The organism is Caproicibacterium argilliputei, assembly GCF_029211325.2.
GTDB lineage: Bacteria > Bacillota > Clostridia > Oscillospirales > Acutalibacteraceae > Caproicibacterium > Caproicibacterium argilliputei.
Map to the genome: position 1 here is coordinate 2,531,694 of NZ_CP135996.1, position 12,678 is coordinate 2,544,371.

11 protein-coding genes are annotated in these 12,678 nt (G+C 47.5%); 5 read left to right on the top strand and 6 right to left on the bottom strand.

The window, feature by feature from the left end; genetic code table 11:
• Positions 1-3: 3 nt before the first annotated feature.
• Positions 4-495 (top strand): integrase, encoded by a 492-nt coding sequence (locus PXC00_RS12215; RefSeq protein WP_456064453.1) that lies wholly within the window; start codon positions 4-6, stop codon positions 493-495.
• On the top strand, positions 420-1,988 hold the full coding sequence (locus PXC00_RS12220; protein WP_275844749.1) for a recombinase family protein: 1,569 nt from the start codon (positions 420-422) through the stop codon (positions 1,986-1,988). Before PXC00_RS12215 ends, PXC00_RS12220 begins: the two co-directional genes overlap by 76 nt.
• A 29-nt stretch (positions 1,989-2,017) precedes the next feature.
• Here PXC00_RS12220 and PXC00_RS12225 read toward each other — a convergent pair whose 3' ends face one another.
• The 4 genes from PXC00_RS12225 to tnpA form a co-directional block, all read right to left on the bottom strand.
• Entirely contained in the window at positions 2,018-5,431 is a 3,414-nt protein-coding gene (locus tag PXC00_RS12225) for a DEAD/DEAH box helicase family protein (RefSeq protein WP_275844750.1), read from the bottom strand.
• Positions 5,431-7,404, bottom strand: coding sequence for an Eco57I restriction-modification methylase domain-containing protein (locus PXC00_RS12230; RefSeq protein ID WP_275844751.1), 1,974 nt, complete (start codon positions 7,402-7,404; stop codon positions 5,431-5,433). Before PXC00_RS12230 ends, PXC00_RS12225 begins: the two co-directional genes overlap by 1 nt.
• An 18-nt stretch (positions 7,405-7,422) precedes the next feature.
• Positions 7,423-7,638, bottom strand: a complete 216-nt coding sequence (locus PXC00_RS12235) for a helix-turn-helix domain-containing protein (RefSeq protein ID WP_275844752.1) — start codon at positions 7,636-7,638, stop codon at positions 7,423-7,425.
• A 628-nt stretch (positions 7,639-8,266) separates the two neighbouring features.
• Entirely contained in the window at positions 8,267-8,617 is a 351-nt protein-coding gene (gene tnpA, locus PXC00_RS12240; RefSeq protein ID WP_275844753.1) for an IS66 family insertion sequence element accessory protein TnpA, read from the bottom strand.
• A 50-nt stretch (positions 8,618-8,667) separates the two neighbouring features.
• Between tnpA and PXC00_RS12245 the strand changes: the two genes are divergently transcribed.
• The gene (locus PXC00_RS12245) at positions 8,668-8,964 is read left to right on the top strand and encodes a hypothetical protein (protein ID WP_275844754.1); all 297 of its coding nucleotides are present in this window, start codon (positions 8,668-8,670) and stop codon (positions 8,962-8,964) included.
• A gap of 8 nt (positions 8,965-8,972) precedes the next feature.
• The gene (locus PXC00_RS12250) at positions 8,973-9,329 is read left to right on the top strand and encodes a transposase (protein WP_275844755.1); all 357 of its coding nucleotides are present in this window, start codon (positions 8,973-8,975) and stop codon (positions 9,327-9,329) included.
• A 255-nt stretch (positions 9,330-9,584) separates the two neighbouring features.
• On the opposite strand, the gene rlmD is transcribed toward PXC00_RS12250, so the two are convergent.
• Together rlmD and PXC00_RS12260 are read right to left on the bottom strand one after the other, a co-directional pair.
• Complete coding sequence (rlmD, locus tag PXC00_RS12255; RefSeq protein ID WP_275844756.1) at positions 9,585-10,964, bottom strand: 23S rRNA (uracil(1939)-C(5))-methyltransferase RlmD; 1,380 nt, start codon at positions 10,962-10,964, stop codon at positions 9,585-9,587.
• A 408-nt stretch (positions 10,965-11,372) separates the two neighbouring features.
• On the bottom strand, positions 11,373-11,876 hold the full coding sequence (locus PXC00_RS12260) for a GNAT family N-acetyltransferase (protein ID WP_275844757.1): 504 nt from the start codon (positions 11,874-11,876) through the stop codon (positions 11,373-11,375).
• 135 nt (positions 11,877-12,011) lie between these two features.
• On the opposite strand from PXC00_RS12260, the gene PXC00_RS12265 reads away from it, so the two are divergent.
• Entirely contained in the window at positions 12,012-12,677 is a 666-nt protein-coding gene (locus tag PXC00_RS12265) for an acyltransferase (RefSeq protein WP_275844758.1), read from the top strand.
• The last annotated feature ends 1 nt before the right edge of the window (position 12,678 follow it).

A 12,678-nucleotide genomic window follows, 5' to 3' on the forward strand; every position in this document is an offset into this window, starting at 1 on the left:
TCCATGGGACATACACCATTCGGATACCGGATTGAAAACGGAATTGCCGTCGTTGACAAAGAGAATGCCCGGAAAATACGAAAACTCTACACTAACTATCTTTCCGGACTTTCCCTTACCGAAGCCGCTAAAGAAGCCGGTATCGAAATGTACCACTGCTCTGCAAAACGCATCCTGAGAAACCGGCATTACCTCGGCGATGATTTCTATCCGGCCATTATCGATGCAGATACATTCCGGAAAGCAGAGGAAGAGTTGGAAAGCCGTGCTGAGAAGCTCGGCCGGAAGAACAGGAGAAAGGAAACAGTTCCACAGGCACCGCCGACGAGGTTTTCCGTAAAACCTGCAGAAAAGCATTTTAATGATCCGGTTCTGCAGGCAGAATACCTCTATGGGCAAATTGAAAGCGAGGCAGATTCATGGGAAAAGTCATGCTCATTCCTGCAAAAAGGCAGGTCGGGAACAATGAGAGAAAGGAAGAAAATCCAAGGCTGAAAGTTGCAGCCTACTGCCGGGTTAGTACGGACAGTGATGAACAGGCGACAAGCTACGACGCACAGGTCAAACACTACACGGAATACATTCAGAAGAATCCGGAATGGGAGTTCGCAGGCATCTACGCCGACGACGGCATCTCCGGCACGAACACCAAGAAGCGGAATGAATTCAACCGGATGATTGACGACTGCATGGCCGGGAACATCGACATGATTATCACAAAATCCATCAGCCGGTTTGCTCGAAACACGCTGGACTGCCTGAAATACATCCGGCAGCTCAAGGGCAAGAACATCCCGGTCTACTTTGAAAAGGAATCCATCAATACATTGGATGCAAAAGGTGAAGTCTTGCTGACAATCATGGCCAGCCTTGCCCAGCAGGAAAGCCAGAGCCTTTCGCAAAACGTAAAACTCGGCCTGCAGTACCGCTACCAGCAGGGAAAAGTGCAGGTCAATCACAACCGATTTCTCGGTTATACCAAAGACGAGAACGGCCATCTCATCATTGACCTGGAACAGGCAGAGATTGTAAAGAGAATTTACCGCGAATACCTTGAAGGCTCCAGCATGGGCAGGATTGCCGCTGGACTTGAAAAAGATGGCATCCTCACCGGAGCCGGAAATACGAAATGGCACACCAGTACCATCAACAAAATTCTCCGCAACGAAAAGTACATGGGCGATGCCCTGCTTCAAAAGACTTATACGGTCGACTTCCTTACCAAGAAGCGAATCAAGAATAACGGCACGGTTCCGCAATACTACGTGGAAGCCGACCATGAAGCCATTATCCCGAAGGACATCTTCATGCAGGTGCAGGAAGAACTGGTCCGCCGCCGTGTGGTGTATGTCAGCCCTTCCGGCAGAAAAAGAAATTTCTCCTGCAGCCACCCATTTGCGCAGATGGTCTACTGTGGGGAATGTGGAGAGCTTTACCGCCGGATTCACTGGTACAACCGGGGTAAAAAATCCATTGTCTGGCGGTGTATCAGCCGGTTGGAGTCCACTTCGGCAAAAGAGCCCTGCCGCAACCGCACGGTGAATGAAACCGTATTGCAGGATGCTTCCGTAAAAGCAATAAATCAGGTTCTTGAAGATAAAGACCACTTCACAAACGCCCTGCAGCAGAATATCGCCGCTGCCGTACGGCAAACAGATACCCTTTCGCCAGAGGGAATTCAGAAACGGCTGGAAGAACTGCAAATAGAACTCATCAAAAAAGCAAACAATCAGGACGATTACAAGGCCATAACAGACGAGATTTTCCGCCTCCGTGCACAGAAACAGCAGTCTGAATCCGAAAGCACGCGTCGGGATGAAACCTTAAACCGCATCCGGGAACTGCGGGACTTCATCGCTGCTCAGCCTACCGAACTCACTGAATTTGACGAGACTCTGGTCAAGCGGCTGATTCAGAAAATCACCGTCTACGCGGACAAGTTTACGGTGGAATTCAAGTCCGGCGTAAGCGTCGATATAAACAAATAAGAGTAAGTTGTCTTGATAGGCAATTTACCTTACAGGTTGAACAGCTTTTTCATCTCTTTTTCAAGCGTTCCGTTCTTTGCATAATCCAGCGTGTCGCATAGCTTAATATTGTGCTTATCGATATGGATCTCATCACTGAATCCAAGAATGTACCTTAGGCAAATCCGGTAGATGATTTCTGTCGGTGCACAACCATATACCTGTTTTGCAAAGATATGATTCAATCTTTCCGCATTATCAGGATACAAAACTTTCATACGGTTGCTTTGGTATAGGCGGGTAACAATCTCTGTGATATACATACCCGATTTCATATAAAGGTCAGCAAATGTATTGTTCGGATCATCGAAGCACCCGGGATTCTCCTGCTCCAGGCGATCAACCATGTTCTTGACCACACGTTTTGGCGTGAAAATTTGGTTTGTTTTCTGTGGCGGAATATAATCAAAGATGTCACCTTTGCTGGTCTCATTAAAGTAATCGGCCAGTTTGGCGCGTTTCTTCATAAATTCCAGAACTGCATCATTAAAGACAACTTCATCAAACAGGTGGCCGTCAAAATGTTTCTTGTGTTCCTCGTCTCGAATTCCGTTTCCATTCTCATTCTTTTGGTAGTAGTCGCCGCCATCGCGAAGCATACGGAACTCATCAAGTGTCACACCTTTACCGGTCTGCGGATTAACAGTCACTTCCCAGAATACATCTGCTGGTACGAGTGAATCGAAATTTGCCAGTGTCGTATTTTCATCACCATAGGCCATAAGAAATGCAGGTATGGCACGGGAAAAACCACGCAGGTGATCCCTCACGCTGCCTTCAATAGAATCTTTCTTATTATTAAGTTTTTCCGTCTCTACTGTTTTGACGATGGTTTCCGCTGCCTTCTTGACGGTTTCATTACTGTGGAGCTTTTGGTATATGCTGTTTACCATGCTGTTATATTCTTTAATGCTTCGTTTCTTATATTCTTCAGCAAGCTTTGAGATTTCCGACATGGGAGCGCCTGATTTTTGTGCATCGGCGATTTTGTCTTTACGTTCTTTGACAAGTTGGTGATTGCGGATAGCGTAATCACCGTATTCATGGTTGACTACAGTGTCCGTGGTATCCTGAATTTTCCGCTCCATCTGATTCTGTGTAGATTTTTTCAGGTCATGGCCATACTGCGTTTTTGCTGAGTCTATAAGCGTATTGGCTATAGGCTTGGAAAATTTTTCGCGAAGTTCCTTCAGTTCATCCTTCTTTGGATCCTTTGTCATCTCAACCTGTTTGGTGATGTCCTCAACTGCAGCTGCCAGCTTTTGATCGACATCCCCATATACTTTGTCTCCGAAAAGCTCGCTTGCCATGCCGATAACCTGTTCCTTCGGGACTTCCACGTTACCTTTTTCATTAAGATTTAGCTTATCAGCTGTCCCTTCGTCAACCTCGACAGGCGCCAGCGTCTTGGGTTCCTCAATTGCTTGCATGCCATTGATAAGATCGATGATCTCTTTCGGTGCTCCGAAAATGCCGGAAATGTTGGCAAAAAGAAAGTTGGACATGAAACCGCGCTCTACGACTTCCTTAGCATGGATGTGCCGCGGAATCGTGAGAACAGACTCGGCATCCAGTTCTATCATAGATCCCTGGTCATCCTCGCCATAAACAGGGAAAAAATTTAGAAGCTCACGGACATGCTTCTTACGCTGGTCGAAGTCTCCTTTGTCGCCCGCTGTTTCAGGAATCAGGTCATTGGCGAACTTTTCAAATATCGTCAGTGTACGCGCCGGATCAAAGTCAAAGACATAAGCGTTCTGTTTTCTGTAAGAGTTGCCCTGTGCATCATGAAACAGGCACGGATTTTGAGCGCGGAAAGCGGCCTGCATGTACAGTGCCGGGCTTGCCATGTTCGAAAGCATCAGCACAGCCGTCCACTCCGGGATCGTGACGCCGGTCGTCAGCTGGCCAACAGACAGAGTAATGGTCTTATCGTATTCTTTGATGGCCTTTGTGACACGGTCGAATGCCTTCTCGTTTTCATCATCGTCGTCCAGCTTGCCGTCGCCTGCTGCAAGAATAATGTGATAATCCTTAAACACAGGATGAAGCTCCAGCTTCTTTGCCAAAGCCTTAGCACTTGCTACGCGATTCAGCAGCCAGAACGTATGTTTTAGCTCATTTCGCAGCTCCGGAGTAGAAAACGGGAACTTCTCCTGGCGTGTTAGTGCATCAAGGAACTTGTCCACATCCGCGTCATGTATGAACTTTCCGGATTCGTTCGTCTTGAAGAACTCATTCAAGTCGAAAGCATATTCTTCAACATCATTGTCTGCAAGCACAATACCCTGTTTTACCTTGTCGCGGATGATATCCGACATCTGGTATGTAAACAGACTAAGCCGTGGAAGGTTTTCATACGGGTTCTCAATTTCGCTGGAATCATTCCAATCACGCTTTTTCTTTTGTTCGTCCGCATATGTCCAGTTGAAAATCGCATCTTCCGCAAATTTGTCATTTGCCAATGCCTTAAACGGCGTACCAGAAAGATGCAACGTCCATTTACGCTTAATATGATTGAAAGCGGTATCTGTCTTGTAGGTATCGACACCTTCATGCGCCTCATCTACAATCATAATATCCCAGTTTAAGCCTTTGTCTGCGCTTACTTCTGACAACTTATCATACTGCCCTCCGAAATAGAGGGAACCTTTCAGATCCTGCAGGCTCACAAATTCGATGCAGCCTTTGGCATGGCTATTTCCATCCAGCACTTTGTCAAGATACTCCTGACGGCTCATCACATATTTTTTGTCTTTAATGCCGTCCACGTTGCTGACAAACAGATAGCCGGACTGCGGGCCGAAAAACGTCTCATAGTCCGAATACCATGAATTTGCAATTGCCGGGCGGTTCGTCACAATAAGAATATTCGTCGCATCAAGCCTTTTGCACAGGTCATAAGCCGAAAGCGTCTTGCCAAAACGCGGTTTCGCATTCCATAAAAATTCACCATTGCTGTGAGATTTGAAATAATCAAGTGCTATCTCAACAGCTTTGTTCTGCTCATCGCGGAGCTTATACGGAATGACCGCGTCCGCGTCATCATCGGAAACAACACCGTGATTCTGGGTAAAATCAACAAAATCACCCTTTGCGGTATTGGGCGCAATGCAGAACCACTCCGTGCCTTCCTCACGACTGACGCCAAGCTTCTTCAGATAAGCGTGAAAGTCCTTGTCGGTAAAGGTTCCGAATGGTTCCGTCATGTATGCGGCGCGCAGGTGCCACCATGTTTTATGCGGCACACCGACGGTATGCGTCTGCTCTTTGATGCGGGTTTCCACATCCCGCTCTGTAAAGCCGATCTTCGTCCAGCCGTCATGGGCAGACACTCCCGGAGTCGTGTACGCATAGCATTGGGGAACAACCGGATAAGCTGTTTGGATTTTGATGCCCGCCATCACGCCATCTCCTTTACATGCGATTCGATGAAGGCTATCTCCTTTTCATCAAGCCCATACTTGCGGTACAGCTGTAAATCAATTTCATGAATTGATTTTGACCAGTCGATGTCGGAAGTGGAAGTAAAGTCTTGGAGGGGAACATATTTCCATTTTTCAGGTGGATTGTCCTGCGTTATTTTTAATAATCCAAGCATTGCTCGTGCAAATTTTGACTTTACATATTTCAAACAGGCATTCGCTTCGGCTTCGGTATTAAAAGCTCCTATTCCAATAAAAGATTGTGTATAGCCGACAAGCGGCTCGCCGACAAGCGGAGTAGATAATACTTCTCCGATTGCACCCGACCCGTTGGACTTTGGTAATACTACTTTGTACTTTTCAAGATTACCATTATCAAGAACATATTTCCTCAATATCCATTTATAGATTCTTTTATTTCCGGGTTGAGAAAGTCCTAACACGCGTATGCTCTCTTCATCGGGTTTGCTTTCCCTAAACATATTCAATTTGTTGAAAGAACTTGTAACAATTCTTTTTTCTCGTCCGTCGCTGCTTATCTGTTCCTTTGCTTCTGGATAGTCAGAATAAAGAACATCTAAGTCAAATCTGTTTTGTAAAATCATTATGTCTGTCAAAATGCCAGAAGTGAGTTTCGGCGTGACTTTTCTTAATACGCTATTCAGCTCCTCAAATGCAGAATATGTGCCAATAGCACCGTAGTCTTTAGACACATCTCTGTATGTCACAGCAACGCCGCCCTTTATGTCAGTGTTAGAAAAAACTCTGGAGCTGTCTTGTACATATTCCAGAACCTTAAAATGAGAATCTGAAAGTCTCTCTTCATTCCATAGTTTTGGCGTTTTCCCTGCATTAAACAGAAAACGTGCTGGCGTTATGAGTTCCACCTTATTGGCAACACCATAAGCTGCATCCATAAAATTATTGTAGACTGGCTTGTCTGATGTGTCTTTTGTATCCTCTTGGAATGGCGGATTTCCGATCACAAAATTGAAAAGTTTATGTTCCATGACTTTCATCTCCCTTAGCTTGTTGAAAAGAATGGAGTTATCTCTTCTCCAGTCATATATTTTACAGGGTATGGCTTCCGGCTCATCATTGGCCAGATCGGCCATTCCCGGGATGAAATCTGCCAGTGTCATCTGAGGGTACTCTTCATATGGCTTTCCGAGCGGGACTGTGTCTTTCAGGCCGTCCATCTGCCAGATGTTCCATACAATTTTATTTGCTACTGTCTGAAGCAGCTTCCCGTCAGGGTTCTTGTCCCACCGTTCCTGATAGTAGTCGATAAATGTCAGGAGCAAATTGATTCGGGCTATCAAGAGATTGTCGCCCTGATACTCGTACCCGTAGGTCGCCTCGAATGCCCGGATCGTCCATTTGACCCACTCGTCGTAATCCGCAGCATTTTCATTTACAATGCGGAGCTTCCGGTCGAGCTGCCCAATCCGACGCTTTGGCGGTACGATAAGCTGCCCGGTTGACACATCATAGCGGGATACAAGATAAGGCGCCTCCCCGCAGGTAATTTCCAGTCGCCGCGAATCCACATACTGTTTCCAGTTTTTTCTTTTTGGAAACGCAATCAGTTCATCAGCAACCATCCATGTGTGGTCATCATTTTCTGCATTGAATATGTCTTTCCTGCCGAACCATTCCTCATCACAGTAATTGTTCATCAGGTTGCATAGCCATGCCGGGGTGAAAACCTCGGCCTTTTTTCGTGTGCGTTCCTGCTGTGCCTCCTGAGATTTCTGGATGCGGGGCTTGATGATGTCCGCATGCTGCAAGAGAAGGCCGCGGCTTATCGGCTCCTTATCTGTGAAGCCATGTCCCAGTTCCTCATAGGTATCGGTTGCCCAGATGATATTTTTCTTTGTTGATTTATCCTTAAGAAGCAAATCCAAAAGAGAGGCCACCGGACCGCTCTGAATATCTATCAGTTTTTCCACAAACGGAGTTTCCCTCCTTTAAGCCTGTTCATTATCTTCCGTATTGCTTTCTTCTGATGCGCCGCCGGATCTGATCCATTTGTCAATTTCGGACAATTTGAATTTCCAAAGCCTGCCGACCTTATAGGCAGGCATATTACGCTTATTGATCCACTGCAGGATGCTTTCGCGTCCAACTCCGAGGTATTCCTGTACTTCTTTAAGTGTCGACCACTTTTCTATATTTTTATCCACTGGTCTCTCCTCCATCGCTCGTATGGAACGTAACATGAATTCTTATATTAAAATCCCATCTATGGTTAGGAAAGCAATTTTCGCCATCTGCGTCCTACATTTCCCACTTGCATTCAAAATTCCCTTCGAAGCCACAGACATCAATGTCTGTGGCTATTTTCGTATGTTAGCCCTGTTTGCGTAACTGGCGGACATTGTGAAATAGCGGCTTCCAGCGGCATTAAAGAACTTAATAACAAATGTGCCCTGGTTTTTCTGGTTATTCAAATAACCGTACAGCTTTTTAAGAAACTCGTAACTTTTGATGCCGATCACCCCCGGTACCTGATTCTTAGCGTTTCATCTATTCTCTGGTACCTGATGTTTCTCCGATACTAAAGACAGTTGATCGGAAGGCCCTGATAACAACGAAAACAGACTTTTAAATGCATTATAAGCATTTCACAGACAATCGTCAACTACACAGAGGTTATAAATTTGTAAACAGATATAAACAGACAATAGTACTCAATAAAGTGAGGTAAAAATTCATGTCAAAAGAAGATAGAGAAATGTGGCGGATCAACATTGAGAATTCCACCGACACAGTCAGCAAAATTTACGGACCTAAAGTAGCGGCTTCAGTATTTCAAAGGTATAGCGCGACAAGCTTCGACAACCTTAGTGATACAGTTGTAAAGAGAAGGAATTTTGTTTTCTGAAATGATATTGTTTTGCAATAGCTTGGTGCATACGTCTCCAGTGTAAGCGTCAAACCAGACGGCGCCTTGGAAAAGTCAAGAATCGTGCAGAGTATGAACACCCCAAATTTCATAGATTCCCAGATTCGGTGCTGCCAATAGTAATACGTCTTTTCGTTGATTTCGTGCTGTTCGCACCAGTTTCGCACCGTTAATCCGCTGCTGCGGCATTCGGATACGCGCTGCGCCCATTCCTCCATGCGTTGGTTTTTGCCAAGTATCCGCAAATCCTTCTCCATTTTATCAACTGCTCCAATCTTATTTCCATAGACTCTTTGGAAGTCTTTCGGTGATTGGAAGCAATTATCTCATCTTTTTCTCAATCTTACCAGACGTCCACTGGCTTTACGCTTACGATTATCCGAAATGGAGTACAGTGAAATCATTTTATTACCGGGCAATCGCAAAAGGAATTTGGGAAAAAGTCATGCAGTTTTTAGTCAAAGAAACTCGAATAAACGCCGGAAGAAACGAAAACCCGTCATACGCTTTGATTGATTCGCAAAGTGTAAAAACAACTGCCGATGCAAATAACCGCGGCTATGACGGAGGGAAAAAACAAAAGGACGTAAACGTCATATTGTAACCGATATCATGGAAAACATCCTTGCTGTTCACATTCATGCGGCAAATATACATGATACAAAGGGCGGATGTTACGTTTTCGCAAAAGCAATGCAAAAATATCCGTCCATCCAAGCAGGCTGTGCCGATGAAGGCTATCGCGGAACTTTCAAACGTTTGATCGAAGCGGCTTTTCATGTCAGAATCGACATTTCAAGGCAAATTAAGCCAAAGTTTGAGGTCTTGCCCAAACGGTGGCGCGTAGAGCGCACCTTTTCCTGGTTCAACAATTCTCGCCGGTTGTCCAAAGATTATGAGATTAACACGGTATCGGAGAAAAACATGGCGATGATTTCCCATTTGAATACTCTGCTGAACCGGCTATGAGAACACCTTCTTAATAACATTTATCTTGCCAGCTCAATGCAATTTTGTCATCTATCCTCGACACTCAGCATCAAAAAACATCTAATCCACTGCCTCAAAGGCTAACATCTAATCTGGCAACTCAACTATGTGACAGAATTCTGGAACAGCTTCAGAAGCACTCCGTAGATAAGTTTCCACAAAGCGACTTGCTCCGGTCAGCCGAATGAGTCATCAACCCCGCAAGCGCCCTGGAATCAAGCCTTTCTTGACTTATCAGTCTTTTACCCTTGACATCAATGCTACGCACTCAACATGCGCAGTACGGGGAAAAAGATCCACCGGAACGGCACGGCGCAGCTGATACCCCTTCTCCTCAAAGGTTTTCAAGTCGCGGGCAAGCGTGGCAGGATCGCACGAAACATAAACCACCCGCTGCGGATTCATCGCTGCTACAGTGCTTACCAACACCTCACCGCAGCCTTTGCGCGGCGGGTCTAAAACCACGACATCCGGCGTTAAACCCTTTTGATGCAAACTCTCGGCAATCTGCGGGGCATCTCCGCAAAAAAATTCCGCGTTTGCAATCCGGTTGCGCTGTGCATTGCGCTTGGCGTCCTCCACTGCAGCCGGCACAACCTCCACACCAATCAGCTTTCCAGCTTTTTCAGCCATAGAAAGTCCGATGGTTCCGGTGCCGCAGTACAAATCCAGAAGCAGTTCTTTACCGGTCAGCCCGGCAAACTGTCCGGCCAGACCATACAGCACCTCCGCCTGGTCGCGGTTCACCTGATAAAAACTCTTCGGAGAAATGGTAAACTGCAGACCGCAAAGCGTATCCGTCACCGCTTCGCTGCCCCACAAAGTGCGGCACGTTTCCCCTAAAATCACATTCGTGCGCCTGCGATTCTCATTCAAAAGGACACCCGCAAGCCCCGGCACCTGCTCTCGCAGCAGCCGCACCAGCAAATCCTCCCGGTTCACCTGCTCCCCGTTCACGACCAGACAGACCATGACGCTGCCCGCAGACATCGCCTCACGCAGATACAAATGCCGCAGCAGGCCCTTTCCCGTCCGCTCATCATACACGCTGCCGCCCGCCTGTGCGTGCCACTGCTTTACCGCCCGAATGGCTCTCTCAAAACCTGGCGGCTGCAGCAGGCAGTCCTCGCAGGGCACCAAGCGGTGACTGTGCGGCGCATAAAAGCCCACCGTCAGTTTCCCTTCCCGATTCAGCCCCAACGGGAACTGTGCTTTATTGCGATAACGCAGTGGATTCTTCGCCGGTACAATCGGCTCCACAAGCGCCGGATGAAGCCCCGCAATGCGCTGCACGGCATCGCGCACCTGCTGTTCTTTGGCATCGCACTCGGCACGGTAGGAAATATGCCGAAATGCACAGCCGCCACACTGCGCAAACTGCGGGCAGTCCGGCGCTGTGCGGTCCTGCGACGGCGTGATAAGCGCTTCAATTTTTCCGTACGCATAGGTCTTTTCGGTTTTCAAGATACGCACCAGCAGGTCATCGCCCTTTGCCGCGCCCGAAACAAACACGGCCGCGCCCTTGTAATGCCCCACGCCGCTGCCCTGCACGGTATAACCGGTAATCTGCAGCGGCACAATATCATTTTTCTGAAACTCGAGCTGTCTTTTCATGGTCCCTCCGTTTGTCTGCCTGCGAACCACGCTTTGCGGTCTTTTGCAAGGTGCAGGGAATTCCTGTCTCTAGATAAAAAACTTTTTATACCCAATTTTTATGAAATAATACCTATAACATCTCACGAAAACAATCTGCAATGTTTCTTCGTTTTATACAATAGGTAGATTGTGACTTTTAGGCACGCATATCAATTGACACCGGCCGTTTTCCTCCTTATAATGAACTTGTAAGCAAGAGGAAACCAGAACAAATACAAGGCGAACGTTCCTCAAGCAAATCCATTAGACAACAAGTTTCGCGGTCAGATGACCGCAACCTTTTCAATACAACTCCTCCCCAAAAGGCAAGGCACCGGGCAATCGGACCTTGTCTTTTACTTTGTGCGAAACAAGGCCGCATTCCACTCAAAAGCTTTGACCGCACAAAAACATTTCATAACAAAACAGCCGCTGTGTGCTTTCCTGCGGCAGAATCCAACCTGCCAGACGAAACCCGCAGCGCGCAAACAGGCGGCGCATTCGCAGATTTCCCTCCGGGGTACTGCCGCGCAGACTGTCGCAGCCCTTTCGCTGCGCCAGCCGCTGTGCCGCACGCAGCATTTTCTCCCCTTCATCGCGGCTGAAACCGTCTGCGGCAACCGCAAAATTCTCCAGTACGTTTGCATTCTCGTTGCTCCAGCGCACGGCCGTATCCGGCTGTGCGCTTTTTTCGCAGAGTGCAAACATACCGTTCACCTTTCCATTCGACTCCTGTACATACAGCGTACCAGTTCTCCACTCTGCCACCAGATGTGCCCTTGCCGTATCCGTGGTGTCCTGGCAGATTCCCCGGTTCCCGCAGGAATCTGCCGCCGTTTCTACAAGGCTTTCCAGCAGCGGCAAGTCCCTTTCCCGTGCTTTCCGAATCATTGGCTCCTCCTTCCGGCAGGCAAGCTGTTCGGCTGTGCTCCTGCCAATTATACCGCTTTCTTTTTTTATTGTCTATTGACCTGCTCTTTAATTCAAAATATAATAGATTTATGTTGCAAAAAAGGAAGGAAAAATATGCAGACTGAACTAACCATTGAAAACCTGTATGACCTGACACATACAGTGGCAGCACCGCTGCTCTCCAAATATACGTATCCGTGGGAAGCGCTTTCGGAAATTCGGGCTTTTCTGCTGCAGCTCGGCCCAACGCTTTCTAAGGAAGTATATGAGCAGCGCGGCGCGGACATCTGGATTGCCAAAAGCGCAAAGATTTACCCCAACAACTACATCGCCGGTCCCTGCATTATCGGACCGGAAACAGAGGTGCGCCCCGGTGCGTTTATCCGTGGCTGTGCGCTGGTCGGCGCCGGCTGCGTAGTGGGCAACTCCACGGAGTTGAAAAACGTGATTCTGTTTGACAACGTGCAGGTTCCACACTATAACTATGTGGGCGACTCCATTCTGGGCTACAAATCCCACATGGGCGCCGGCTCCATTACCAGCAACGTCAAGTCTGACAAAAAGCTGGTGGTGGTGCACGCGGACGAAGACCTGCCCACCGGGCTGAAAAAGTTTGGTGCCATGCTTGGCGACCATGTGGAGGTCGGCTGTAACAGCGTGCTGAACCCCGGCACCGTGGTCGGGCGCGGCTCCAATATCTATCCCACCAGCTCGGTGCGCGGCTTTGTGCCCGCCAACTCCATTTACAAAGCAAAGGGAAACATCATTAAGAAGGTGTAAA

Excerpts from the sequence above, each read along its gene's own strand:
- PXC00_RS12215 (WP_456064453.1), top strand. The coding sequence starts at position 4 with ATGGGACATACACCATTCGGATACCGGATTGAAAACGGAATTGCCGTC.
- PXC00_RS12220 (WP_275844749.1), top strand. The coding sequence starts at position 420 with ATGGGAAAAGTCATGCTCATTCCTGCAAAAAGGCAGGTCGGGAACAAT.
- PXC00_RS12225 (WP_275844750.1), bottom strand. The coding sequence starts at position 5,431 with ATGGCGGGCATCAAAATCCAAACAGCTTATCCGGTTGTTCCCCAATGC.
- tnpA (WP_275844753.1), bottom strand. The coding sequence starts at position 8,617 with ATGGAGAAGGATTTGCGGATACTTGGCAAAAACCAACGCATGGAGGAA.
- PXC00_RS12250 (WP_275844755.1), top strand. The coding sequence starts at position 8,973 with ATGGAAAACATCCTTGCTGTTCACATTCATGCGGCAAATATACATGAT.
- rlmD (WP_275844756.1), bottom strand. The coding sequence starts at position 10,964 with ATGAAAAGACAGCTCGAGTTTCAGAAAAATGATATTGTGCCGCTGCAG.
- PXC00_RS12260 (WP_275844757.1), bottom strand. The coding sequence starts at position 11,876 with ATGATTCGGAAAGCACGGGAAAGGGACTTGCCGCTGCTGGAAAGCCTT.
- PXC00_RS12265 (WP_275844758.1), top strand. The coding sequence starts at position 12,012 with ATGCAGACTGAACTAACCATTGAAAACCTGTATGACCTGACACATACA.